Annotated in this window: 22 protein-coding genes; 15 read left to right on the top strand and 7 right to left on the bottom strand. The window is 41.5% G+C overall.

Annotated features, from left to right (window positions below):
- The 3 genes from EQO05_RS14730 to EQO05_RS14720 all read left to right on the top strand — a co-directional run.
- Positions 1-168: DUF169 domain-containing protein (locus EQO05_RS14730; RefSeq protein WP_205793777.1), on the top strand; the 168-nt coding region annotated here is incomplete at its 5' end.
- Between the two features lie 577 nt (positions 169-745).
- Positions 746-1,246 (top strand): NOB1 family endonuclease, encoded by a 501-nt coding sequence (locus tag EQO05_RS14725; RefSeq protein ID WP_128507797.1) that lies wholly within the window; start codon positions 746-748, stop codon positions 1,244-1,246.
- A gap of 164 nt (positions 1,247-1,410) precedes the next feature.
- A complete protein-coding gene (locus EQO05_RS14720) occupies positions 1,411-2,025 on the top strand; it encodes an orotate phosphoribosyltransferase-like protein (protein WP_128507795.1) in 615 nt (204 codons plus the stop codon).
- A 254-nt stretch (positions 2,026-2,279) separates the two neighbouring features.
- On the opposite strand, the gene EQO05_RS14715 is transcribed toward EQO05_RS14720, so the two are convergent.
- Positions 2,280-4,412 carry a DHH family phosphoesterase gene (locus EQO05_RS14715; RefSeq protein ID WP_128507793.1) on the bottom strand — a complete coding sequence of 711 codons (2,133 nt, stop codon included), beginning with the start codon at positions 4,410-4,412 and terminating at the stop codon, positions 2,280-2,282.
- Positions 4,413-4,964: 552 nt separating this feature from the next.
- Here EQO05_RS14715 and EQO05_RS14710 point away from each other — a divergent pair.
- Both EQO05_RS14710 and EQO05_RS14705 read left to right on the top strand, forming a co-directional pair.
- Entirely contained in the window at positions 4,965-5,756 is a 792-nt protein-coding gene (locus tag EQO05_RS14710; RefSeq protein WP_128507791.1) for a slipin family protein, read from the top strand.
- Positions 5,757-5,837: 81 nt separating this feature from the next.
- Positions 5,838-7,142 carry a nodulation protein NfeD gene (locus EQO05_RS14705; RefSeq protein ID WP_128507789.1) on the top strand — a complete coding sequence of 435 codons (1,305 nt, stop codon included), beginning with the start codon at positions 5,838-5,840 and terminating at the stop codon, positions 7,140-7,142.
- 476 nt (positions 7,143-7,618) lie between these two features.
- Here the strand turns inward: EQO05_RS14705 and EQO05_RS14695 are convergent, their stop codons facing one another.
- Positions 7,619-8,944: an AIR synthase-related protein gene (locus EQO05_RS14695; protein ID WP_164888584.1), complete on the bottom strand. Its 1,326-nt coding sequence runs from the start codon at positions 8,942-8,944 to the stop codon at positions 7,619-7,621.
- 227 nt (positions 8,945-9,171) lie between these two features.
- Positions 9,172-9,780 carry an imidazole glycerol phosphate synthase subunit HisH gene (hisH, locus tag EQO05_RS14690; protein WP_128507783.1) on the bottom strand — a complete coding sequence of 203 codons (609 nt, stop codon included), beginning with the start codon at positions 9,778-9,780 and terminating at the stop codon, positions 9,172-9,174.
- Between the two features lie 674 nt (positions 9,781-10,454).
- Here hisH and EQO05_RS14680 point away from each other — a divergent pair.
- The 7 genes from EQO05_RS14680 (at position 10,455) to EQO05_RS14655 (ending at position 17,738) form a co-directional block, all read left to right on the top strand.
- Positions 10,455-10,712, top strand: coding sequence for a hypothetical protein (locus tag EQO05_RS14680; protein ID WP_128507779.1), 258 nt, complete (start codon positions 10,455-10,457; stop codon positions 10,710-10,712).
- Positions 10,713-11,574: 862 nt separating this feature from the next.
- Entirely contained in the window at positions 11,575-13,575 is a 2,001-nt protein-coding gene (locus EQO05_RS14675) for a PKD domain-containing protein (protein ID WP_128507777.1), read from the top strand.
- A 1,007-nt stretch (positions 13,576-14,582) separates the two neighbouring features.
- Positions 14,583-15,155, top strand: a complete 573-nt coding sequence (locus EQO05_RS14670; protein ID WP_128507775.1) for a hypothetical protein — start codon at positions 14,583-14,585, stop codon at positions 15,153-15,155.
- Between the two features lie 337 nt (positions 15,156-15,492).
- Complete coding sequence (locus tag EQO05_RS15700; protein ID WP_164888583.1) at positions 15,493-15,657, top strand: hypothetical protein; 165 nt, start codon at positions 15,493-15,495, stop codon at positions 15,655-15,657.
- A 76-nt stretch (positions 15,658-15,733) separates the two neighbouring features.
- Positions 15,734-16,210, top strand: a complete 477-nt coding sequence (locus EQO05_RS14665) for a hypothetical protein (protein WP_128507774.1) — start codon at positions 15,734-15,736, stop codon at positions 16,208-16,210.
- A gap of 523 nt (positions 16,211-16,733) precedes the next feature.
- A complete protein-coding gene (locus EQO05_RS14660; protein WP_128507772.1) occupies positions 16,734-17,219 on the top strand; it encodes an Ig-like domain-containing protein in 486 nt (161 codons plus the stop codon).
- A gap of 57 nt (positions 17,220-17,276) precedes the next feature.
- Positions 17,277-17,738, top strand: a complete 462-nt coding sequence (locus EQO05_RS14655) for a carboxypeptidase regulatory-like domain-containing protein (protein WP_128507771.1) — start codon at positions 17,277-17,279, stop codon at positions 17,736-17,738.
- Between the two features lie 33 nt (positions 17,739-17,771).
- On the opposite strand, the gene EQO05_RS14650 is transcribed toward EQO05_RS14655, so the two are convergent.
- The 4 genes from EQO05_RS14650 to EQO05_RS14635 all read right to left on the bottom strand — a co-directional run bounded on the left by EQO05_RS14650 (position 17,772) and on the right by EQO05_RS14635 (position 23,512).
- Positions 17,772-18,638, bottom strand: a complete 867-nt coding sequence (locus EQO05_RS14650; protein WP_240664765.1) for a hypothetical protein — start codon at positions 18,636-18,638, stop codon at positions 17,772-17,774.
- 227 nt (positions 18,639-18,865) lie between these two features.
- Positions 18,866-20,788 (bottom strand): PINc/VapC family ATPase, encoded by a 1,923-nt coding sequence (locus EQO05_RS14645; protein ID WP_128507767.1) that lies wholly within the window; start codon positions 20,786-20,788, stop codon positions 18,866-18,868.
- Positions 20,789-21,081: 293 nt separating this feature from the next.
- A complete protein-coding gene (gene hisI, locus EQO05_RS14640) occupies positions 21,082-21,444 on the bottom strand; it encodes a phosphoribosyl-AMP cyclohydrolase (RefSeq protein ID WP_128507766.1) in 363 nt (120 codons plus the stop codon).
- A gap of 88 nt (positions 21,445-21,532) precedes the next feature.
- A complete protein-coding gene (locus EQO05_RS14635; protein ID WP_128507764.1) occupies positions 21,533-23,512 on the bottom strand; it encodes an amylo-alpha-1,6-glucosidase in 1,980 nt (659 codons plus the stop codon).
- 170 nt (positions 23,513-23,682) lie between these two features.
- On the opposite strand from EQO05_RS14635, the gene EQO05_RS14630 reads away from it, so the two are divergent.
- The 3 genes from EQO05_RS14630 (at position 23,683) to EQO05_RS14620 (ending at position 25,889) form a co-directional block, all read left to right on the top strand.
- Entirely contained in the window at positions 23,683-24,837 is a 1,155-nt protein-coding gene (locus EQO05_RS14630; RefSeq protein ID WP_128507799.1) for a hypothetical protein, read from the top strand.
- Between the two features lie 295 nt (positions 24,838-25,132).
- A complete protein-coding gene (locus EQO05_RS14625) occupies positions 25,133-25,453 on the top strand; it encodes an iron-sulfur cluster assembly accessory protein (RefSeq protein ID WP_128507762.1) in 321 nt (106 codons plus the stop codon).
- A gap of 73 nt (positions 25,454-25,526) precedes the next feature.
- A complete protein-coding gene (locus EQO05_RS14620) occupies positions 25,527-25,889 on the top strand; it encodes a nascent polypeptide-associated complex protein (RefSeq protein WP_128507760.1) in 363 nt (120 codons plus the stop codon).
- Positions 25,890-26,509 lie beyond the last annotated feature (620 nt).

Raw genomic sequence — 26,509 nt, 5'->3', positions numbered from 1 at the left:
TCGGATGGGGTTGTAAGGGTCTACAAAGAAGGCAAAATCGGAGTTACAGTCGGCTGCAGCGGCAGCAGGACATACACAAAGATCTCAGACGAAGAAATGATTATGGGAATCCCAATCGAACTTCTGGCAGACGTCTCCTCAGGTCTCAAAGCAATCTGTCCCAAGTAAGCTTGAAAGCATTTCATTCCCTCAAATAAAAATTATTCACGCTCAAACCCTTTCAAGGCGTTTCCGCAAAAGAAACCCATCGAAAGGGTACGAGCCTTTCAGCTTCTTAAAAATAACTGATAGACCCCAATACTCAAAATCCAAGAAACTGCCTCACTGGTTCATTATTCTGTAGTTTTCTTATTGCGCTGTTCTCTGGCTTTAATTTCACCAGTTTTTCTTTACCAGTGCAAGAGACCTGATGCACAGAAGAAATTTTATCTCACAAAAATCTCATAAAATATTCATTGACGGGCGAAAGACAACAGAGCTTGCCTATAAATTCCCCTTCCAGTCCAGTAAAAAAAGCTTATATTACCCGCGAACCAGTTCTCCAGTTACAACTTAATTTTTTAGCCATAAATTAGCCCTCTTGAGCGATACGAAAAGGGCAGCGAACTGTTGCGATTATATTGCAACTCCCAGAAAACTGAAGATTTTCTGCAATCCCAAGACGCAATTCGGGAAGGGCAGAGGACTCCCGGGGCGGAACTCAGGCGGGAATCAATTATATACTAAAAGAGAAAAGAGAAGAAAAATGACCTTTTACATAGCAGATTCAGCAGTATTTATAATGGGGAACTGTGACCTGGACAGTTCGCTGATGATTACTGTCTCTTCGGTTGCTGAAGAATTGAAAAGCAGGGATTCCGAGCTTCGTTTTGACCTGGCAAAAGAAGGGGGGTTACGTGTTGAGTGGCCAGAGCCCGAAATGGTAAAAGAAGTTCGGAAAATGGCTGAGCTTACCCGAGACTCCGAGGAACTCTCAAAAACAGACCTTGAAATCCTTGCAAAAGCCCTTGAGTACAGGGACAATGGCATATTGCTCACGGATGATTATGCAGTCCAGAACGTTGCCGTGCAGCTTGGGATTCAGGTTAAGCCCATTGCCCAGAAAAAGATCAGGGATATTATTATCTGGCAAAAGCAGTGTATAGGCTGCAAAAAAACTTTTGACAGGGGTGATGTCTGCCCTATCTGCGGCTCTCCTCTCAAGAAAAAAAGGAAAAAAAGTAGAAAAGAAAAGAGCCATCCTTAAGTTGAAGGAAAAGATATAATGCTTGATAATGTAATAGTGTCTTTAATTGAGAGAATGCACATTTGAATATAGTTTTCCAGGCAGTATTCCAGGTAGCGTTGTGAATAAGTTGTAAAACATGCCGAAAAATACGGCCAGATAAAATTTCAGGTGGGAATGGAGGAATGAAGAATATAGAAGATTTAATCCAGAAAGCTGTGGAACTGCAAAGCAACGGGCTTGTAACCGGCCAGATTGCCGATGAACTCAATGTTTCAAGAGAAACCGTCACCTGGCTTTTAACCCGTTCAAAAAAGGAAGTAGCAGCCCCCGCTCCGAAGGATATTTCCGTAAACTGGAGCAGTATAGGAAAAAGTGCTATCCGGCTCCATTACATCTCGCTTGCGCTCTGTGACATGGTGCTTGAGACTCTGGAAAAAACAAATGCTGAAGTCGATGTGGTTGTGGGTGTTGCCGCCAGCGGCATTCCCCTGGCAAGCATGATGGCACATGAACTGGGAGCTGACTTTGCCCTCTATCATTCCCGTAAAGGACAGGACATAGTCCAGCCAGGCCAGAGAGGTACAATAAGCAGGAACTTCGGAAGCGTTACCGGTAAAAACTGCGTAATTGTTGACGATGTCATTACCACAGGCTCTACGACTATGGAAGTTATCGAGCAGCTCAGGGAAATGGGCGCAAAACCGAGGGTTGTAGTAGTTCTTGTAGACAAAAAAGGTGCCGATATGATCGCTAACGTCCCGATCCAGTCGCTTGTAAGGATCGTGCGTGTTGACTGAAAGGTAGAGTAAAGATAATTTTTAGTAACCCGTTTTGCATGGAAGCCTTTCCCCAGGAAAGGTTTCCCAAAACTGGCAGTTTTTTAGAATCTACAACTAACCAGGTTTTTTGATTAATTAGGTTGTCTCTATACTCTCTTAATCTCCAAGGAAATTTTTTATTAATAAAGATTTTAAGAAAAGGAGATTTTAGGATTAGAATTTTCCGTATGGAGTAAGAGAGAGGGAAGAAAAGAGAGGCTTATAAAAGCCCTTTAATGCTGGACCTCTGCGGCTCCTATCTTCTCGGCAAGCTTTGATAACACCTCAGTCCTCATTCCTTCCACGAATTTGATGCTGCCCACGACAAGATGACCTCCACCGCTGACACCTGCACCTTTCATTTCTTCCCTTAGCTCCCTGACTATCTTCGGAATATTCATAAGCACACCTTTAGAACGGATGACCGCAAAATCAGGGCCGTATCCGAGAGTAACTACGGGTTTATCCGGGTTCCTTTTAGTAAGCACGTCGTGAACTTCTCCAGAGGTTTTTCCGGGTGGCGGGAAGGTAAATTTCTGTGCATAGTTTTCAACATCTATCACATTCATGATAGCCCCATTAGCCAGTTTATGGGATTTTACATTGAAGAGGCAGGTTTCGAGCTGTTCTTTTATCATGCCATTTGCCTGTTCGCAAAGCAGGGAAACCAGTTTTTTATGAGTTTCATGGTCCCCGAGATCCAGAATATCATCGATAATACCTTTTCCACTGCTGAATTTCAGCCAGAACTGTTCATAGTCCAGAGCCAGAGCCATTTCTTTCAGCTCTTCAAGGGTATAACGGTCCGAGGCAAGAGAGATGTACCTTCCGGCTTCCGGAGCTTCTGATCGGTCTCCTACTGCCGAGACTGCGGGAAGATGACTTATAGTATCACTGATGCTGGGGTTGATCATACGGGCAACTTCAGCACAGAGCATTCCGGCAGTTACCCCGAAATCTCCTCCTACATGCGCGGGATTTACGTGCCCTATAAGATACTGGTCAACAATCTCGTCAGGATGGTGATGGTCAATAACAAGCATGTTAATTCCATAGACTCTGGCCTGCCGCATGGAAGGAACATCTTCTTCGGTTGATCCGTTATCTACAAGGATCACAAGCGGCATCTTCTGCCCGTGCCTCGAAAGGTCTTCAAGTGCAAAAGAAATATCCCTCGTGACATCGGCAAGCTCATAAAAAGGAGCTTTGGAAGGAGCACGCTTGTAGAAATAGTATTCCGCATCTGCTCCCCCGATTTCCGTAATAAGAGGAAGGATTGCCCTCTCAATTGCAATCGCCGAGGTGATACCGTCAGCATCGGCATGATGCCTTAAAATGATAGGAGTTGAATGGAAGATAGCTTTTTTTATTTCTTTAGCAACATGGAGCATCCTGGGTTTAAGCTTCTCCATAATCTCGCTTTCGACAAGGAAAGGAATATCCGCAGGAGCCGCTTTTTCGTCAATAACCTTCTCAACCCTGCTCCTGACAATTGCCTCCTTTTCCCCGGTCAGCAATTTCATACTCATGACCTCGATCTGGACCTGGTCATCTCGCAGGGTTACTTCTCCAGTGAGGGAAACAATCATTCCCGTATCGATATGCGGATAGGATCTTTTCCCTGCACTCTCAAAGGCTGCACAGGGTACAAAGCCCCCCTCATCGCTAATGGTAAAAATAGTAGGCCCGCTGGTTTGCTTTACCTGAATAACCTCTCCTTCGATTCTGATAAGCCTGCCCTTCATACTGGTATCGATTTGAGCTGAGTTCTTAAGTGGGAGTTCCTTTTCAAGCTCGATAGTTTCGTACTTTTTGAGGGTTTTGGGAACCAGGTCCAGCTTCCCTCCGGCTTTGATGCTTTTTACCAGCACGATTACGGCTTCGCCGACTTCAGGAGGAATTCCGACATTGCTGGAGTGCATAAGCCCCCTTACATGAGGGTTAAGATCCACAAAGACCCCGAAAGAGGCTTTACTGCTTACTATCCCGTGGTAATGTTTTCCTGCCTCTACATCCTTGAGATCACAGGATTCATCAAGGGCGTAAACAAACTGAGAACGGGCACAGGAATCGCATACTTCTTCCTCGGGATCATTTGGGTTCTTGATACGCTCTCCACAAACCTTGCAGGTATATATGTTCCCGAGTCCCTCACAGGTCTCACAGGGGGTGGTCACTTCTATACTTCCAGTACCCTTACATTTCGCGCATGCTGTGCCATTTTTCAAAAAATTGTCAAGATTTTTCTCTGACATTTTCATAAAATCAATTGATTTGGATTTACCTCTGCCCTTACATTGAGGGCAGACGTCGGTTGAAACAATTTTATAGCCACGCCCGTGGCAGTCTGGACATTCCTTACTCATTAATATCAACACCAATGGTTCTTCCGAACCTGCGTTTTCTTACTCCGCGGTTTGCAGTTCAGAACAATCCCTGAACCTTACGGCTTTATTGTTCATCTGTCAACTTTGAAACACACTGACTTAACTATGAGGCCAATCAGGCCGGAAATCAATATCATGTGATTCTTTCTTTCCCTGCTAACTCACTTTTTCCCTGTTCTGTATTCTCTATGTTTCAGATATAAGTATTTTCAGAGACAACTATTTATCAGAATGAGTTTCTGAGTCTCATTATATTTTCATAACAATCAGGCATCTGCATGTCTAATATTTATTTATTCTCAGGTATCGCCCAAAAATCTGAAAAACCAAAGTTTTATGGAGAATCATGGGGTAGAGAGTAACAGTAAGTAAGAATATAGTTTTTCAGATATTTAGAGAACACATAGTACAAAATTTTTGAACTATGAATGCTTACTCTATAGAAACTTTATATTTACTTTCCTAACAAAGAATACTTAGTTATTATTAAATCTAATTTAAACATTAACGGAATAAGAGGTCATAGAAATTATGAGTATCTTTGCCAGTCAATTTGCCAGCCCGTTATATCTTCCTGTATTAATAGTTTTAATATTAATAATCTCACAATCCATAAAAATGGTTAACGAATATGAGAGAGTAGTTATTTTCAGGCTGGGCCGCCTCAGCGGCATAAAGGGCCCAGGAATTTTTTTGATTGTCCCGATTATTGATAGAGCTACGAAGATGGATCTGAGAGTTGTTGCAATCGATGTCCCCAAACAGGCCGTGATCACCAAGGACAATGTGACGGTTGAAGTGGATGCCGTCGTTTATTATAAGGTCGTGGAGCCTGGAGCAGCTATAACTCAGGTCGAAAATTACATGTTTGCAACCTCTACTCTTTCACAGACTACCCTGAGAGACGTAATGGGGCAGATGGAGCTTGATGAGTTGCTTTCGGAAAGAGAAAGTATCAACAGGCAAATTCAGGAGCTTCTGGATGCATATACCGATCCGTGGGGAATCAAAGTTACAGGAGTTACAATCAGGGACGTTTCACTGCCTGAAACGATGAAACGAGCGATTGCCAAACAGGCTGAAGCCGAAAGGGAGAAACGCGCCCGTATTATCCTTGCAGACGGAGAATTCCAGGCTGGCCAGAAAATGAAAGACGCTGCTGCCCTCTATGCGGGAATGCCTGCAGCAATCAAATTAAGGGAGTTACAAACTTTAGCCGAGATTGCCAGGGAAAAGAATCTCATAATAGTTACACAGGCCCAGACTGTTGAGGCTGGAAATATAGCTGCTTTATCTCAGGCTATTAATGAAAGAAAGAAGTAATAAAAGCAAATCGGTGAAAGAAAAAATGACAGTGAAACAAAGAATCGAAGGAAATGGGCAAGAAAGAAAGGACCGATAAACATGCCTGTAGCAAGGGTTTCCCATTTCCTCCTTATCTTTCTTCTGTGCTTCGTTTTCACAACTGCCCTCACACCTTCTGCGGAGGCAGGGCCCCAAGAGAAAGTGCTCATGCTTGAAATATCCGAGGCTGTAACCCCGGCTTCAGATGATATTGTAGCAGGTGCAATAGAAAAAGCTGAAAACGAAAATTTCGAAGCTCTGATAATCAGCCTGAATACCCCGGGAGGAGGATTGGATGAGACCCAGGTAATCATAAGGGCAATTGAAAATACAAGCTTACCTGTTATAGGGTATGTGCCCGAGAGCGGGAAAGCCTGGTCTGCCGGCACGCTCATCCTTATGGGGACGGATATTGCTGCAATGGCACCTTTTACAGTTATAGGGTCGGCGCAGCCTGTTCAGATGTCAGCAGAAGGGACAAAACCCGTAGAAGACGAAAAAATAATAAATGCCCTTGTCAAGTTTTCGGTTGCAACAGCCAGCAAGCATGGGAGAAACGAGACCTTTGCCGAAGAGGTCATAACAAAAAACAAAAACCTTGACGCACAGGAAGCCCTGGATGCAAATGTAATAGAATATGTTGCCATTTCCATCCCGGACCTGCTGGCACAGACTGACGGGCAGCAGGTAAAAGGAAAAAACCTGCAAACCGAAAATGCAGAAGTGGAGATTTACGAACCTCCCCTTCCTCTTTCCTTCTTAGGGCTCATTTCAAACCCTATTATTTCCTCCCTTCTTCTGACTATAGGACTCTATGGAATAATTTTCGGAATCTCCAGCCCGGGAGCCGGAGCAGAGGTTTTGGGGATTATTTCAATCGTGCTCGGGTTGATAGGCACAGGCTTTAATATCAATATAGCAGCAGTCTTCCTTATCCTTGTAGGCGTAGGGCTGCTCATTCTCGAGATAAACTCCCCCGGATTCGGGGTTCTGGGGCTTGCCGGACTCATCAGCCTCATAATAGGGAGCCTGCTTCTCGTGCCCATGGGAGGCGAAAACATTTACACTCCGGAGTTCCGTAGACTCCTTGCCTTTACGATTGTTGCCCCTACGATTGTTTTCGGGCTATTTCTGGTTTTTGCAGTCTACAAAGTAACCGAGATAAGAAAGAAAAAGCCGGTAATAGGAGAATTCATAGGGGAGACCGCACAGACCATAGACCCGCTAGCGCCTGGAAAAACAGGATATATCCGATATAAAGGCGAATACTGGAAAGCTAGCTCAAAAGAAGAGATCGAAACAGAGACAGAAGTCGAAATCATCGGAAAAGCAAGAGAAGTGCTCTTGGTAAAAAGGAAAGTATAATAACTCCCCCTTCTCCGATTCGTTTATTTCCTAAGCAATTGTCACTAAAGCCTTTTTTGAAAAGGCTTTTGTTTAACTCCTGCACAAGTATGATCCACGAAGTTTTCGTTAAAGCCTTTTTTGAAAAGGCTTTTGTTTAACTCCTGCACAAGTATGATCCACGAAGTTTTCGTTAAAGCCTTTTTTGAAAAGGCTTTTGTTTAACTCCTGCACAAGTATGATCCACGAAGTTTTCGTTAAAGCCTTTTTTGAAAAGGCTTTTGTTTAACTCCTGCACAAGTATGATCCACGAAGTTTTCGTTAAAGCCTTTTTTGAAAGGCTTTTGTTTAACTCCTGCACAAGTATGATCCACGAAGTTTTCGCTAAAGCCTTTTTTGAAAAGGCTTTTGTTTAACTCCTGCACAAGTATGATCCACGAAGTTTTCGCTAAAGCCTTTTTTGAAAAGGCTTTCACTAAAGCTCTTTTTAAAAGGCTTTATTTATTTCTTATTTTTTTGAGGACTTTTTGTTTCTTTTCAATAGCTTCAAGCGCAGCCTTATCAATTGCTGCCCTCATTTCTTCAAAATCCCGGGGATTCTCTTCGCCATGGACTTTTTTCACAGGGGTGTAGGCAGATTCCCTGAATCTCGGTACGAAGTCCCTGCGTTCACCATTTAAGTAAATTTCAGCCCCGTCTCCTTCCTCAATATGTCCTATAACATCAATCTCAATACCTGCAGCCCTGACAGTATCGAGGATATCATTAACATGTGCAGGCGGGACAATTATAAGCAGCGCATCAAGAGAGACACCCAGGTAGTCGATTTTCAGGCTCTCAAGCATTGAAAGCACCTTTGGGTTCACAAGGCCCCTAAGTTTTTCTTCTTCAAAAACCAGTTTTACGCCTGCGGTTTTTGAGATTTCCTTGGCATCGCCCCGGATTCCACCGTTGGTAACGTCAGTCATGGAATGGACTTTTTCATGCAGCCCGGAGTTCAACAGGGCTTCACAGGCTTCCAGGAAACGGATATTAATGGTTTCTTCCACAACCTCATGCATTCCATAATAAAGCGCAGTTGTAGAAACCGTACCCCCTCCCGCTCCTTCGGTCATGAGAATGAGATCTCCTGCTTCTGTCCTGTTCCGCGAGGTAAGCGAAGAGGTTATACCTACAGCCCCAACACCGCCTGTCATGCGTTCACCTATAACCATGTCCCCGCCTATTCGAAGCGTGCTCCCCGTAATAAGGGGTATTCCGGTAAGTTCCGAGACTGTAGTTATGCCTGCGATGTGATCGAATATCTTTGCGACATCCCCGTCGTCGGCTACGTGAATATCGGAAAGCATTGCGAGGGGTCGGGCTCCCATAGAATACACATCACGTAGAGCTGCGCGAGCTACATGAAAACCTGAAAGGAAAGGAAAATCACTGAGGCGAGAATGAATACCATCAATCGTGACTACCAGGTAGTCTTCGCCTATTTTGACAACTCCGGAGTCATCAAGCTGAGAACTATCCACAACTGCACCTGTCTTACCTATAACCTCTGCAAGCATGGAGTGGACGTAAAAATCCCCCGTGCCCCTGGAGCCTACCCCGAATTCTCCCATTGAAACACCTGAGAGAGTGGGGCTTAATACATCACCTTCCACATCAAGTGTTGCCTTTGCCTCACAAACGACCGCTGCTGCGATCTCATGAGCCCTCTCCGGGCTTATATGCTTGATTTCAAGAATCCTTGAAGCCAGCTTTGCCTCAAGCCCTGCTTCGTCTGAAGGGTTCTCCCTGAGAGCCCGTTTTGCATAACCTTCTATATCCATGGTAACCATCTCTTGCAGATTTTTCTGCCCTAAAAGGTGTGCAGGGCAGGATCGTTTGGCATTCTAGTATCAGTCTATTGATTTCAGGTAGCCTGTTGATTCCAGATAATTTAGTGTAAAGTGCTCAGGAATAAGAGTTAAATGATCCTGAGAATCGGGATCCGGTTTTCCGGCAAAATGAGAAATATACTTCGGGCATGAGAGGCTAATTTTTTAGATAGACCCTTTTAGCACATTTCGACGAAGTTTTTCAGAATCTTTAACCCGATAGTTCCGCTTTTCTCAGGGTGGAACTGGGTACCCATTACGTTGCCTTTCGAGTTCACGACAGACGCCGAGAAATCCAGCCCGTAATTGCAGGCTGCAAGTGTGTTTTCAGCCGTTGTGTCCACATAATAGGAATGCACAAAATATACGAAAGAATTGTCAGGAATTCCTTCAAACAAAGGGTGATCCTGCTTGATGCTAAGGTTGTTCCAGCCAATGTGAGGTACCTTTAATTCGGATTTCGGAAAGCGCAGCACCCTCCCAGAAATAAGGTCAAGGCCATCGGTCAGTTTTCCTTCCTCAGAAGAAGTCATGAGAACCTGCTGTCCGAGGCAGATCCCGAGCATTGGCTTGCCTGACCGTGCGTACTCTTCTATAATCCCTTTTACGGGGGCAAGGTGCTTCATTGCATCCACAAAAGCGCCGACGCCCGGGAGGATTAAACCGTCTGCGGCAAGAATCTCCTCAGGATCCCTGGAGATTGCGGGACTGGATCCGACGTACTCGAGCCCTTTTTGAACACTGCGGAGGTTTCCAAGCCCGTAATCCAGAATCACAATTCTTTTCATAGCCCTAACAAACAAAGTTAAGATAGATTAACTTTACGAGTTGAGGAAAGGGCATCAGTAGAATAACTGAAGGGCAGCTGGAAAATAATTAAAAGAAATATAAAATAGATGTAAAAATAAAAGAAAAATAAGACGAAAAAATAAAGGGCCTGTAAATTCTTAACGGTTAAGACCTGCCAGCAGGAAGGCTATAAGAGCTGTTTTCCCTTTCAAACATCACCTTGTATTTGCCACAACGCATGCATTCATAGCGTTTTTCGAGCACTGTTGGCAAAAAGCACAATGCCCCACTTTTTCGCTTCCATTTATGCAGTCCAAAAAAACACAAGAAACTACGGTCACGGTCCGATTCGCCTGAGTCATCAGAGCATTCCTGAGTCAAAAAACTGTTTCCCCTTGTTTCTATTGTTAAGGTTATTCTACAACAGTAAAAAGAGTATGTACAAAAGAGCTATATAAATATATAGTTTTTGCAGGAAATATCAGGAAACTGCGCTGTAGAAATTAATACAAGGCAAAAAATGGGCATCTTAGACCATTATTCAACCTTAAAATATAATTGTAAGGCGTAGAATAAGCCACTTTGATTCTGACTTTTGATAAGTCTGATTATAAATGAACAGAGAGCGTCAATACTACCAGGAGGAGTTTAAACGGTTTTAAGTGAAGAGGAAATGAAAGAACGGCGGCGACACTTTGACCCGTCCAAGTTCAAGACCATAGAAGAGCAATACGCATACATGGACGAAATCTGGCCCAGGCTGGCAGAACCGGATGAGGAAGGCATAGATCTGCACCCGGCGGACCCAAGGCGCAGGTTTATTGCAGTTGCAGAGGGCTCTATATTCAGGCAGGCGGCCCCTTTGACCGAGGAAGATCTGGCAGAACTTGCAAGGATGAAGAAGATGTTGAATATAAATGATAGTGAGTAAATAAATTTAATTATTTTTTATTTTAACCCGAAAGCTTAGAGTAAGTATTCATATTTTTTGATTTTTTTGTGTGCTTTTACTTACTTCATAGCTATTTAATTGAATTAATGCCCATATTTTTATGAACTATCTTAATCTTCATTATGTTTATCTTCATTATGTTTAAGAATATTTTCATGGAGTGAGGCTTTTTTCATCTTTTTCTTTGTTTTCGCTACTTTCCAGCATGAAAATGAAGTATTGGACAAACTGTACGGGTGGAACATTCATTACCTCCACGATCCCGATGCAGTAGAAAAACAAGCTTTTCGGCATGAGTAAATTGATAATAAAAGACTAGTCAAAGGTGATTTATTCTTGTGCTAAATATATTTAAACGAATTTGTATAATGAAAGGCACATATGATTATTTATTAAATAGAATAACAATTTATATGCCGAAGAATATTATAGGTAATATAAATAAAAATTATTTTTTCTTCACTTTCTAATGCTGTCAATAATTTTGTTATTCTCAGTTATTAGATGTTGTATTTTTACTTGACTCTCTGATGGTGCATAGCGAATGTTACTTTATGAGTTCCCATACGGAAAGCTGTTTATTATTTCTGCCTTTGGAGCCTTTAAGAAATTTTTGGCCTATTCAATACTGTACTCAGAACTAAACTAAGAACTGAATATAGAGGGAGAATAAGAACCTAGAGCAGTAATAGCAGTAATATTAGACATCAATCCGTTAAACACAAAGAAATTTTAGAGTACATAATATGATGCGGGGAAGCGGGCAAGAAACTAAGGGGAGAAAGTGCCGCATTACAGCCATGATGAAGAGAAATAATATAGTGGAGAAAGGGGTGGTTAGATGTGGAAAACAATTAAAATGATAATTTTGGTAGTAGCAGAAATGTGTTTACTAACAGGCTTTGTTACGATTACAACAGCTTCAACTAATATTTTAGTAGAATCGGACCATTCTTATGCAAATAACTTTGACTATACATGGCCTGAAATAAGTCAACCTGGTGCAACCCAAATAAGGTTACATTTTACCGAACGGTATCTTGATAGAGATTATGATTATTTATCCCTTAACGATAAAAATGGAAATGAACTGGTAGAATACAATTGGGCAGATAATGGAAAGGATCTCTGGACAGGGTGGTTTACTGGAGACACTATAAAAGTAAGACTTCAAACAAATGGGAAAGGAACTGCTTATGGGTTTAAAATAGATCAGGTAGAGATCAGAACTGATATGGCTCCTCAATCTTTTTTGCCAGATTCATATCATCCTTACGCTAATAATTTTGACTATATATGGCCTGCTATAACCCAACCTGGTGCAACCCAAATGAGGTTACATTTTACCGAACGGTATCTTGATAGAGATTATGATTATTTATCCCTTAACGATAAAAATGGAAATGAACTGGTAGAATACAATTGGGCAGATAATGGAAAGGATCTCTGGACAGAGTGGTTTACTGGAGACACTATAAAAGTAAGACTTCAAACAAATGGAAAAGGAACTGCTTATGGGTTTAAAATAGATCAGGTAGAAACCAGACCAAATTCCGGATTCATTACGGTTCCGTCTACAGATATAACAACCGGCGGTAACAATACTATCCCTGTAACTAATACAGCAATAAAAATAGGGGAGGGAAGGGATCCGGCAATTTATGAAAAAAATGTAGTATGGTCAAATAATGGGATACACCTGTACGATTTGAACATGTCGTCAGATACTCAAATCAGTCTGACAGGATTATATCCTGCAATTTATGGTAATAGAATAGTATGGCTCGATGATACTGGTGGATCATTTATACTTTCTATATATGATAAATCAACGGGTGCCACATCGTATATAACGCAGAATGTTGATGATAGCAGCAAGCCGGCCATTTACAGTGACAAGATTGTGTGGAGCGCAAATTCTAATGATGGCACATACAATTCAAACGTTTATCTTTACGACGTTTCTACTTCCGTGCAAACAAAGATATCGAGTGGATGCAACCCTGATATATACGGTGACAAGGTAGCATACATGTATTACGGTCAAGACAGCCCTGAAATCCATATATATAATATTACTACCCAAACAGACATGAAAGCAATCTCGGGTGGCTATCCAGATAATCCGCACATTTATGGAAACAATACCATTTGCTCTGACTTCTACACTAGATTGGGTTTTATCATCTTGTATGACATTGCTACCGGAAAAGAGACAGCGATTACAAGTAATAATGCCGACAGTGGCGATCCAAACAATCCAGATTGCGGGTGCGATACAGGTTTCCATAATGAAGTATTTGGAAACTCGGTTGTGTATGCGAAAGTAACCGATGACTGTTTTGGAAAGGCAGGTGTATACGTATATAATATCTCTGCAGCTAAGAGCACTATGATATTCGAGACTGGGAATAATATAGGCACTACTCCAGATATATATGACAATACTGTAATATGGGGATATGATGACTTGTATAATAACGGTACAGGAAAATCAAGCGAGGATATTTACATTTATGAACTCTCTGGAAGTCCTACGAATTTACTTGCATCGTCTACTGTGGATACTGCGGATGCTGACAAGTTGTCAGCATCTTTCTATGCCAATGTGACATTTGGTACAGCTCCGCTTAAGGTTTTGTTTACAAGTTCGACTACGGGTAATCCATCAAGCTATTTCTGGGTGTTTGAGCCGTCCACTTCAAGTGACTGGAACTCTAAACATGCAGTAACAGCACTGCATACCTTTAGAAATCCAGGCGTGTATACGGTGAGTCTAACGGTAGCTAATAATACTGGAATTGTTACAGTTACAAAAAATGATTATATAACGGTTTTTTAATAAATAACTGTAGAAAAAGATATTAAAATAAAAGTTTAAGAGAAATACAGCTCAAATTAAAAACAACAAGATCTTTACCCATCTTTATTTTTGATCAAAAATAAAATAATTATTATCTTTTTTAATAATAAATTTGTTTCTAATTATTTTTGTTTTCCTGCTTGTTATCTGAGTGTTCTACTTGGATCACGAAATATTATTTTATACCTTGAAAATTAAATCGTCGGCTAATCTGCAACAAGTAGAGTACTCATAATCCTCTGCGCCCCGATGCATTAGAAAAGCAAAATTATTTATCAAAAAATTAATACAGTTTAGCGTGAATAACTTAAGAAAGTTTCATGGGAACAAAATATGCAAAAATTCAAATTTTTCAGACGTGATGAAAAAGCTATGGAGCTCCCGATTAATATTGTCGTTATAGCAGAGTTAAAACTATAAGAATGACAAAATTCCGTAATGACATAAGAATTAGTTCAAATGCTCCGTCAATGACAGACAGGCAATTTTTTACAATTTTTAGCTTTTCTTATACACTTAACTTCACGTTTTCTCTTATTGTAGCTATTCAACCTACCCTAATTAAAACATTTAAAGCTCTTTGGAGACGATTTCACAATATGGTTAACGATTATAACTCCTTCTTCAATCTAAAAACACAAAAGTGAATTGAGTCATACAATAAGCTGTTTTTCCTTCTAAGTTTTGATAAGGCTGATTATAAATAAGCTGGTGGCATCAATAGTCCCAAGAGGAATTTAAACGGAAATAGTGAGGAGAAAAGGCAGCGGCGCCGGAAATGGCTAGAAGATTATAAGGCCCATAAGAGGGCAACGGACCCCTACTGGATAGACCGGGAAAACATAACCGAGGAGGAATAGATGCAAATTGGTTTTGGAATGAGCTCTTCGAAATTCAGCTAGCATTACTTATGCAGCCATGATCGCGGCTAACGGTAGCTTATCACAACTAAAAATTTATATATATTTGGGAAAAGTTTATGCAACGTGGAAAACGAAGTAACATTCCAAGAGAAAGAAATTGAAAAAAAAGAACGTTTAGCTCAAACATATATCTTAATATTTGGATTGTTATTAGCTTCAAACCAAAATCAAGATTCTCAACAATACTTAGTATTGATATTTTTTTTATTCTTAATTACTATTATACCCTATTACACGTTTCTCACAAATATTAAGAATCCGATTAAAAACAAAGCTAACGCAAATTTAATAAATCTCCTTGCATCTTTTGTTTCCCTTTCATTTGGCCTTGCAATTGTTGTATACACTCACCCAATAGCAAATACCATGTTTAATTCGATTATAATTTACTTATTAAATTTCATACATAGTATTTTCATTTCATATTTTGGAAATTGTTCAATTATAGTGAATACTTATTCAACAACAGGATTGGATATCTTATCAATGACAATTCATTTCTTTTCGTTATTACAATGCTGTCTATTAACAATAGTAACAGCATATTCGCTAGTCGTTATACCACATGAATTAAAAAAAGATGACCCAATAGAAGATATATTAACGATGATGAAAATATTAAAAAATATAAAATAATCCAAATATTCTTCTTTTCATGGCATATAGGATACGGTAGTTTTCTGAAAACAACTGCGTTATTGCCTCAATATTGTTTATTTTGACAGATAAAGGCTTCAATAAAGGTCAAAATACAGTTGTCCTATGGAAAAGTACCGAATTTTCTGCCGTATCTCTAGGGACCATGCTCGCAAGGTTGAAATTAAACTATGTTTTGAGCGGTTCCCCCAAATATCCCCGGAAATCCCCGTATTAAAAGCCAGGAATGAAGTGTTTGAGAGGCAGATAAAAGACCTAGAAGAGAACTTAAGGAAAGCTCCGGACTTCTCGGAGTTCTCGCGCCTGCAAGCAAGATATGAAGAGTTACAAAAACACAATTCCTACTTTGAAGGCAGACATTAAGAAGGCCAGCCAGAGAGAAGAGGAACTGAGGACCATGTACAATAATTACATGCTACAGGTTCAGAGCTTAATTAATCAAAAAGCCATTGAAGCACCAGGAGAAAGAAAGCCCTGGTAGAAGTTCTGGTGAAGCTATAAGGACTTATATTACATATGAAAAAATATTTAAAATGTTATAACGTATCTAATAAAGCATGAGAATAAAAGATGAAGGTTGCTTAGAAAGTAAAGAGGCATATGAATATCTTTTTAAATACGGAGAACTGCCGTTACATCTCCCAGATAATTTTGACCTCTGGGTTGAGAGAATGAAACAGAGTGAACATTCTGAAGACTATATAAATCAACGGATTAAACTAGTTAAGTATCTTTATTGCAAACATGCAAAATCCGATATATTACTTGCATATTCTCGTGACAAAGTACGTGTTGAATATGACAAACTAACAGAGAAAGAAGAAGACGAAGCAATACGAATAGTAAAAGAAGCTAAAGAATTACTAAATAAGACACGCGATATAGACAAATATCACCAAGAAGGCAATCATTGGTTGGAAAATAAAACTACCCTCAATAATTACATAACTTATCTTTCCGCAGTTTATAAGATCCCAACACATATAATGCAGGATAATTATAAAAAGCAAAAAAAATGGTGGAAATTAAGATAATCTATTATCTCCAAAATAAATCTAGCTACTGATACTGTTTTTGATCATCATACCCTACACTAACGGGCACAAAAACATTATTATTCACATATGAATATGTTATGAAAACATTAATCTGAGCCAACTTCTTTAAAGACTATTACATGAGCCTGTCCCCAAAGGTGAGCCTGCTCCCAGGCTTTGGCAGCCTCCCACTGGGCCTTTGTCAAAGCCTGGTCGGTCCTTCATCTATGAAAATGATCTTTTTTTCCTGAGCTCCTTGTCCACACTCAAGGGCTTCTAGCTATTTCCTGATGTCTGCAGCTGTTACCATCTTACAGTTTTGGTGTGTTCTCTGTGAACCCGTTTCCTCAACCTAAAGAGGATATCTGATAATTAGTGCCAGTAGTAAATTATCTCTTTTTCAATATACGTTTTAGATGCTTTTTTTAATTATATTTATCTTAAAATAGTAAAGGCGTTTTAGCAAAAAATTAATACAGTTTAGTGCAAATAACTTAAGAAAGTTTAATGGGGACAAAATATGCAGAAATTCAAATTTTTCAGACGTGATGAAAACGCTATGGAACTCCCGATTAATATCGTTGTAATGCTTGTTGTCGGGATGGTTGCCCTTGCAACGCTGATTTCGATCATGCCGACCCCGACAAAGGATATGTCGGTGTTTGTGGAAAATGCAGGGCTTAGAGGTAGTACTCTTGAGAAAGGAAATTCAATAATAGTGGATTCCAGAACCGCAGAGGCTCCTTTTGCCATAACGGTAGTGGTAAAGGCAACTGACAATGACGGAAACCCGGTACGGAATGCAAACGTTATCCTGAGGGGGCTTGGCGGGGCTGCTTCAAATACTACGGACGCCAGCGGAATCACTTACCTGACAACTGCGGATAGTGCAAGAGTCAGGCTTGATCCCAACCAGAATGAGGGGACAATGGACCTTAAAATTCTTGCTGACGGCTTTTATGACTACGAGAAAAAAGATGCCGTTATGATCATCAAGACCAGATAACCGGATATTTTCCGGAGATAAAGCTGAAAAGAATAGAACTGCAAGGAGGAGTCTTAAATGCTGAGTGAAAAACTCAAACGCGATGAAGCTGGAACTCTGGGGCTTCCGATAAGGATTGTCGTGCTTACAATAATTGGTCTCATAGGCTTTTACGCGATTCTTTCAGCCGTCAGCGATGCTCCTACTCCTCCGAAACCCATGTATGCGACAACGAATATAAGCGCATTTTCTTTGCCTTCACCCGACGGGGAGGTCAAACAGGAAACAAATCTGAGCTTATTCGTAAAAGTGTTTGACAGCGAGAACCGCGGGGTAGGGGATGCAAATGTGATTGCCTGGAGCCCTGATCGGAAAAAAGCGTATTCAGGCGTTACCGATCCTGAAGGTAAGGTAACATTGAGAGTTTCTAATACCGAACTGCCTCCGGGAAAAGCTGAAGGATATGTCAAGATAAAAGTGATGAGAGAAGGGTACAGGGATTTTGACAGCGACTATTTTTTGAAAGTAATTCGGGACTAAAAAAGCCCTGCTAAAAAGTTTTCCCTTTCTATCTCATAACCTGTCTGTCAGTGGTTTCTCTTTTCGGTTAGCCATGTAAAATTTCACAAAAACGGCTCCTGCCATCAGCACGGCAAGAGAGGTAGAGAAATAAGGAGACCTTATAATATCCCATCGCCCGGACCAGATAAGGATTGCGGTAAGGAAAAGAGCTGAGGACCCGGCAATTCCTGAGATCTCAAAGGGAATTTTCATAGAACCGAAGGTGAACCTGTTCCGGTTCTCGAGGAATTCGATACGTGACTCAAGCTTCTTTATATATTCGTTTTTTGTATTTTCCTGAGCTTTGAGAGTAAGGAATTCCGTATTCAGTTTTTCGACCTCGGGCTCGAGATTATTATGGGTAAAATTCGAAAGTTCGGATATTGCAACCTGAAGGGAACGGAGACCCTCGGTGATGCTGGAGAAAACTTCATTTATACTCCTTACCTTATAACCAGTTCCGGAAACTTCGGAAGAGTTATCCACAGAAATCATGGAAGGGCTTGGAACTTCGCTTGAAGGGAGCACTGCACCGAACCCAAAACTTGGGATACTTCCCTCCGAAACCGAAGGAACCAGGTCTGAAAGGAAAGAATTTCCGTGAATAGAAGATTCAGGAGAAACCGAGGGTATCTGTGGGAAAATTGCAGAGCCTGCGGCAATACTTCCTTCATTTTTCTCAGGGAAAAGACCAGAAAAATTTCCGGAAAAAATTCTTCCAGCCTGCACTCCGGGAGGAGCTTCCATAGAAAGGCGCCTTTCGACGGCCCGGAGTCGTTTTTCGAAACTCCTAATGCTCTGGTCAAAAACCTCAATTCTCCCCTGGAAATCCTCCCTGATTTCCGGTTCTGCCTGATGTAATTTATTCAATCGGACCATACCCCTTTAATTTTTCATTACAGAATCAGGTTCAACACTATATAAAATTTTTGAGTTACACATAGTGACAAAATTGAGAAAAATAAAACCAGTAGAAGAAAAAGAAATGAAAAGAAAAAAGAAATAAAAAGGAAGAAAAAATGAAAAGGAAGAAAAAATGAAAAGGAAAAAGAAAGAATTTAAAAAAAGGAAGAGGAAAAATAGCCTGGAGAGAAAAGTGGAGGAGATCAGATCAGCCTTATCTCAATCGGTTCTCCCCTGTCCTGCGCTTCCAGAATATCGGAAGCAATGTCCGAGCTTGCCCTCAATTTTACTTCTCCGTGACGGCTTACTGTTGCACTGAAGAGGTACTCGCCCCCGATGTAAATCTCTACATCCTTTCCTGCAAGTTCCGGCGCCCCAAGAATAAAATGCTTTTTATCTCTTTCTATGAAGGGATGGACCGAGGAGACTGCAGGCACCTCTTCAAAGGTGGACGCTTTTCGCTTCTCCCGGGGAGCCCGGCCTTCAGGTCCGTACTTCCGACCTCTTGCAGCTTTCGGAGCTTCGGCTTCCAGTTCTCTTACATCAACGTGTATCCCAAGTATATTTTCGATTCGATCAATAACGTTTCCGCCTTTGCCGATGACTTTTCTCACCTCATCTTCCCGGACCTTTACGATTGCACTGTCGTCCGAGGTAACTTCCACCTCAACAGGACCGGATGCGTACCTGCCAATAACATTCCTGATCTCCTCTTCCGCAAGCCTCCAGGCAGGCTTCCTGAGCTCGGAAGAGGGTCCTATTGGCATGACAACAACCTGTTCGCCATAGGTATAGATCTCATATTCAACTTTTCGGGTCTCAAAATCTGCAATAATAATTACCGGTCTTGCAAGATCCTGCTCGGTCATCCCATGAGGAACTTTAACAGTAAACTCAAGCACCAGAACTTTTGCAACTTCTCCCTTATCAATAAAAATAACTGTATCCACTACCTGCGGGATTACACCCAGCTCAACCCTTCCGATCAGGCGCTGAACTGCATCCACTGCCCTTGTTGCGTGTACTACCCCAATCATTCCAACGCCTGCAAGCCTCATATCTGCGAAGATCAGAAAATCACCGGTCTTCCGGACTTCATCATATATGGTATAATCCGGCCTGACCAGAAGCAAGAGATCTGCAGTATTTTCCATTTTGCCATTCAGAGGAGAATACTGGGTAATTTCAGGAGGCACCTGAAGGTCTCTTGGGGATTCCATGGTTTTGACTACCTGCCCGCGGTCGTTGAGATATCTGGCAACCCCTGCGGCAAAAGTAGACTTTCCGGCACCGGGAGGGCCCGCAATAAGAATTCCTCGCTGGCTCAAAATCCGTTCTTTGAGTTTATCGCTTAGCCTATATTGCTCAAGATCCACAACTACAGTTGGCCTGACAACCGTAATTTCCATATCATCGGAAAAAGGAGGGTGTGCAATTGCAATTCGCATATTCCGGATTTGCAGGACAGTGGCTCCACTTGAGGACATCTCGATAAAAGATTCGGGATCCAGCCTTGCTCTTTCAATAAGTTCTCTCGAGATACTGGAAAGTTCCGAAGAGCTCGCAGGTTCATCACGAATACTTACATAACGTATATCCCCAATTGGTCCTTTCTTAGCCATAGGGGAGACCCCGTTTTTGAGATGTACGGACATCGTATCGTCCGTGAAAAAATGCTCTACTTTAAGAGGCGGAAGTTCGGATGGGTCCAGAACTTTGGGATACATGTACTCAACATTAAGCCCTTTTGCTTTAGCTATAAGAGACTGTACCCTGTCTGCGCTTACAAACAGCCCTCCGACCTCAATAGCTGTACTTCGGATAAGAGCATCCACCCTGCCTTCTTTAGAGAGTTTAATCTCCTCAAGCGTGGGCTGAACCCCGCTGAACTGAATAAGGATTTCATCCCTTTCTGCCAGCTTTCGGAGTTCCAGAAGCTCCTCAAGCCCTTTAAACCCAATTTCCCTGCCCTTATTTGCCTGGGCTTCAAGTTCCGACACCACAGCTTCGGGAATTATAATCTCGGCACCCCTAAAATCCCCGTCTCTAATGCGAGCCGAAAGCCTCCCGTCAATAATTACACTTGTATCCGGAACGATCCTCCATATCCGTTTGTCATCAGCCATATAAGGGGATATAGAGCCGGAAAGTATATAATAAAACTTCTAATAATTTCTTTTAAAAGAAAAAAGCCAGAGAGCTGTGTTGAAGGAAAATAAAGTTTTGAAAATGCTGAGAACCTGATAAACTGGAAAATAATGAATATGAATAAAGAAGAATAGAGGAAAGTAGAGAAAAGAAACCGCGAAGAATATGGGCAACAAACGAACGAGGATAAAAGAAAGGAAAAATAGAAGTTAAATACCTTAGAGATAAGATCCTCTTAGTTTTAGAAACGTGACAGATCTGATAAATTTAATTAATATACATCTTCCGGCTCGAAAACCTTTTCTCCCACAACTTCTCCTTCAAGATTTCGGTAAAAGCAGGATTTATATCCCATATGGCAGGCTCCCCCAATCTGTTCCACCAGCAGGAGGAGAGAATCCATATCACAGTCCATCCTGATTTCCTTTACTTTCTGCTTGTGCCCTGAGGTCTCTCCTTTTTTCCACAACTGCTGCCGGCTACGGCTCCAGAAATGTGCGATTCCGGTCTCTAAAGTCTTCTCAAGGGCTTCCCGGTTCATATAGGCGCACATCAGCACCTCCCTGCTGGACTGGTCCTGGACGACGGCAAGGATCAGACCATTTTCGGATTTCAGGGCATCGAAATCAATCATGGGGGATAGATTGTAAAACTAGTATAAAAAAGAGAGGGCATGGGACTTTAAGAGTCCCTGGAGAGAAACGGAAGTAAACCTGCCCTTCTCAGGGTTTGATTCCCAGTACGTCCTCTACATACGCCCTTAAAATTTCTGCAACGCTCCAGGCCTGAGAGATGCAGCCACCCGGGGAATAAGGATAGTCCCCTTCAAAAACTTCAGATATAGTACCTAAGCCTGCGGTTTCAAGGTGCATATCAAAACCCTGCAGGAGAGCCCGCATATCTTCAAGGCTTTCTTTTGAATGGTTATGGACCTTTCGGTAAGCTCTCACGTAAGCCCCAAGGAGCCAGGCCCAGGCAGTCCCATTGTGATAGGCTATATCTCTGGTTTCTGCATCTCCCTCATAATGCCCTTTATACAAAGGATGATCAGTCGAGAGGGTTCTTAGCCCAAAGGGGATAAGGAGATCTTTTTCAACCCTGTCCACTATGGCTTTTTCTTTTTCATGGGAAAGAACAGTATAGGGTAGAGCCACTGCAAAGATTTGATTGGGGCGGATTGCAGGATCTTTAACTTCGTTTCCTGCCTCGTCCTGAGATATAAGGTCAAAGAGGCAATTAGTCTTCGGGTTCCAGAAAGCATTCTCAAAGTTTGAAGCTACGCCGGCTGCAAGAGTTTGATATGAAGAAACATTTTTCCCCAGTAAAGTACCGAGATTGGAAGCAGTTTTCAGGGCGTTATACCAGAGAGCATTGATTTCACAGGCTTTACCTGCTCTTGGAGTCACTGCCCGTTCCCCGATTTTAGCATCCATCCAGGTTAGCTGAGGTCCCTGCCGGATAAGATAATCTGAGTCCATACCGATTCCAAAGTCCGTACCTTTACGGTAATTGTCTATTATACTATCCACGGTATCCCAGACATCCGAGAGGAAAAGGAAGTCTTTCGTATATGCGAAATATCGGCCAAGGATGTGAATAAACCAGAGAGAAGCGTCCACAGTATTGTAAACCGGCTCTCCACCGAGGGCGAAGAAGGCATTGGGTATAAGCCCTCTCTTACAATGCCTGGAAAAGTTTTTGAGAATTGATCTAGCCTCTTCGAAGCGGCGGGGAATTAAAAGCAGGCCAGGTATGGAGATCATGGTATCCCGCCCCCAGTCGGAAAACCAGTGATATCCTGCAATAACCGTATTTTCACCTGAAGAAGGAGTTTTCACTATAAAAGAATCGGTTGCCCTGAGAAGCTTGAGAGCAAAAGGTTCGGTAAGCCTTGAATTAAAGGCAAGGAGATTTTGCCGGTAGATCTCCCCTGTGTACAGTTCCTCAACCCTTTCGAGCGTAAAAGAAGAAATATCCTCTGTCGAAGCGGCAATAAAAAAATGGGAGGTTCCGGGTTTGAGTCTGCCTTCGAAGTAGCCGGGATTGAAATTATCTTCCTGAAAGTTAAGCCCCCTTTGTTTTTCAGCATCGTATTCAAAATTATAGTACCATTTAGGATCGGAATGATACTGAAGATTTGACGAGAGCGAGAAAACAAAGCCATTAGAACTTTCCAGTTTTACTCCTGCAGGATAGGCTTTCTGGGAGAAGGAAATATCCCCTGAGCGCACAGTATAATGGAAGTCTCTTGAATTTACCAGTGGAAAAATCCTTAGAAGAGCCCCTTCTCGTCTTGATCTGATGTCATAGAGCACGCATGTCGTGTTGCTATTATGAACCATAAAGACTTTTTTCTTCACGGTGAAGGCATCTGGTTGGTAAACCCACAGAGGAAAAGGAGCAAGAATGAATTTGGAAAGATAATTGAAACCTGAAGGAAAAACAGTAGCCGGATACTTATGAGTTGCGAGCCGATAAATTTCCTCGTTAGTCGAAATTTCCTCGTCAAGGGAAGAAAGCAATACAAACCGCCCCGGAGAGTTTTCTGGAGCTGCCACGAGCAGCCCGTGGTAAGTCCTTGTTCCTGCCCCTATCACTGTGGATGAGGCATATCCCCCGAGTCCGTTTCCTACAATCCACTCTTTTTTTATTCCTTCTTCATATATGGAAAAGGAATCCGCTCCAAACCTGATTCCACTCATACCTATCTGTTTAGGATTTAGTTTCTTAAATATTTGTACCTTTGGGAAAAAATGTTTAAAAAGCGTAAAAAAGGAAGAAGAGCCAGCTTATAGTAGAAAATGCCAAATATTATACTTCAGGTGTAAACATAAACTATTTTAGCTGTGCAGGATATAAGAAAGTGAGAATCATGATGCAAGATCTTTTAGAAATCCTTGTTGATATCTTCAAATCCTCCGGATATAATGTTACGATATCCAGCCAGTGTGACATTCTTGCGGAGAAAAACGGGCATCAGGCTTATGTCAGGTGTGCCCTGCAGCCAGATTGCGAGGAAATAAAAGCCTTTTCCGAAAAGATAGGGGAATATACTGGAATTTATGTAATGACCCGGAAAGGGTCTGAAGAAATAATTGATTATGCAGCTGAACTTGGGATCTATATATGGGATAGGGATGAACTGGCTCTTCAAATTGGAAGAGCTATTCTTTTAAATCTGGAGCAAAAGAAAAAGATTTCGTATTCCGAACCGGAAATTCCACCCTCAAATGGAACACGAAACCCTTACAGGCAACCAGCTTTTGAATTACCTGTAGAAAACTGGAACCTAAAAGAAGAGTTCAGGCAGAAGCCTGGCTCTAATGGAGAACTTCTACCACTTCAGAACAAGCAGGTTGAAGTCGAAAAAGAGACTTTTGGAAACCGGTCCCTGATAAGGAGCCTTAAAGAAAGAGAAAATACAAGAAAGCCTGAGCAGGCAAAGGTTCCGGCAATGGAGTCTTATGAACTGCTGAATATACAATCTGTAGAACCAAGGATTTCTAAAAACCAGGCGATTACTATTGCAAAACCCTATGTAAACAATCCCAGGGACGCGATTTTAAAATTTGTGCCTTTCTGGAGATACCGATATAGCGTTGAAGCGGAAAAACGCTTCAGGTCAAAAGTCCTGAGTATTGCAGGAAAGGGAAAGGGCTTTCTTAATGCTCTAAACAAATCAAAGGAAGAGATGGAAGTTGAAGGGCTTGCTGCGCCTACAAGGATTCCTGCCGTACAGTATGAGTTAAAAAGGCCGAACGTGGATAAAAAACAGGCAGAAAAAATCCTTCTGGGTTTAATTATAGAGGAGAATACACGCGAGATACGTTTTAACAATACTGAAGGACAGGCTGTTATATATGAACACAGAAGTATCAGCCCAAGGTCTGAAGAAATACAGCTTGATCTGGAGCTTGTGTATATTCCTGTCTGGGAAGTAAAGGGTAAACGCAATTCTCTTGAGATTAATGCTTATAATGCAAAGGTTCTTGAGGAGCCTGTAGATGAAGATGCCGAATTTCTATGAATTGGAAGTCTGAAAAAACATTGGAAGAAAAATATATAAAATATAAAATATATTTTTATATATCGGCAGAATAGCGGGATTCCTTGAAAAAGAGTCCACATCCTGCCCTCCCACCAGATTCCTGTGAAAATTATCTTCAGGGGAAAAAGCGCAATTTTACAATAAACGTTATATGCGCCCGATGCAAGAGTATATAACGTTTGGAAATTATCTGTAAGCTGTAACGGATGGCATCTTATAGGAAATAAACATATAAATATTTTATAAGTATGAAAATTAAAAAAGAGGTGCGTAAATGATAGAAGTAACAGAAAAAGCTGCTGCAGAATTGAAAACACTGATTGAACAGGAAGGGAAACCTGAACTTGCTCTCAGAATTTTTGTTGCCGGGGTCGCCTGCAGCGGAATTCAGTACGGATTAGCTTTTGACGACGAACAGAAGGAAGATGACGTGACTATGGAAAGTAACGGGATAAAACTCGTTATGGCAAAAGAGATTGAGAAGAGCTTCTCTGAGGGCAGCATTGACTTTATTGAGGATGAAAACGGGAAGGGATTCCTTATCCGCAACCCCTCAGCTGGCGGCGGATGCGGCACCTGCGGCGGATGCCATTAAGAAAAGTAAAATCGCGCTGAAGGTATTTAACCCGAACCTGAAAAAATAAACGAAAATAAAGGAGAAGCAAATAATGTTCCCAGGAATGGGAGGCGTGGGAGGCCGGGGAATGAACCCGGCTAAGATGAAGCAGATGATGAAACAGATGGGAATTGATGTTAAAGAGCTCAAGGATGTTCAGGAAGTAGTCATAAAGACTGCGGACTCTAATATAATTATAGAAAATGCAAATGTCAGTATAATGACAGTCCAGGGCTCGGAAACATACCAGATTGTAGGTGACGCAAAAGAAGTCCCGAAAGAACTGGAGATTCCCGCTGAAGATATAAAACTCGTAATGGAGCAGACCGGTGTTTCTGAAAATGAAGCCCGGAAAGCCTTGCAGAGTTCAAACGGAGATCTGGCAGAAGCCATTGTGGCACTTTCTTCTGCCTGAATTCTTTTTTTTCAATAATTTTTTTAACCAGCATCTTTTCAATATTTTTTAATTAATACCCAGGTCCTCTCCCGATAGAGCTACGATTCTGAAACTCGAATTCAGATCAGGGATTACAGAGAGACTTAAATTTTCCGCGAGTTGCGATGTAATTGCAGCATTACGTGTCTTTTTTGACAGATTTGATTTTTGTATTGCGCTGCCCTTTTGAAAAAAAGAATTCTTTATACTACCCGATTCCCGTCTCGGGAAGACTGTGTCCTCTTTGCTTCGCTCAGGAGAGCTGAATCATGGGTAAAAGAATTCTTTTTTTCAGTTCCCAAGACGGCTGATTGCTGACATATGAAAAAATACAAAAATTAATATCAAAAATCAGTTTTAAAAAAGATCAAAAAAGTATTGGAACAGAATTTAAGATAGGTATAGGGTGAGGATGGAAGCGTCTTAAGTTTCCGAAGGCTCACGCACAAGAGTTTCGCTTCGGGAGCATAGACCTGTTCCGCTGAAAAGAGCTAAGAGAAGAGAGAAAAAACTTTAAGAAATCAGTTTTAGAAAATCAGTATCGGAAAAGAAATTAAAAAAACGTTTAGTAATAGATAAGAGTGATAGGTGAGAATGGC

This window comes from Methanosarcina sp. MSH10X1 (assembly GCF_004099695.1).
Taxonomy (GTDB): domain Archaea; phylum Halobacteriota; class Methanosarcinia; order Methanosarcinales; family Methanosarcinaceae; genus Methanosarcina.
Note: the sequence above shows the minus strand (reverse complement) of the source record. Positions and strands in the feature narration are given on the sequence as shown.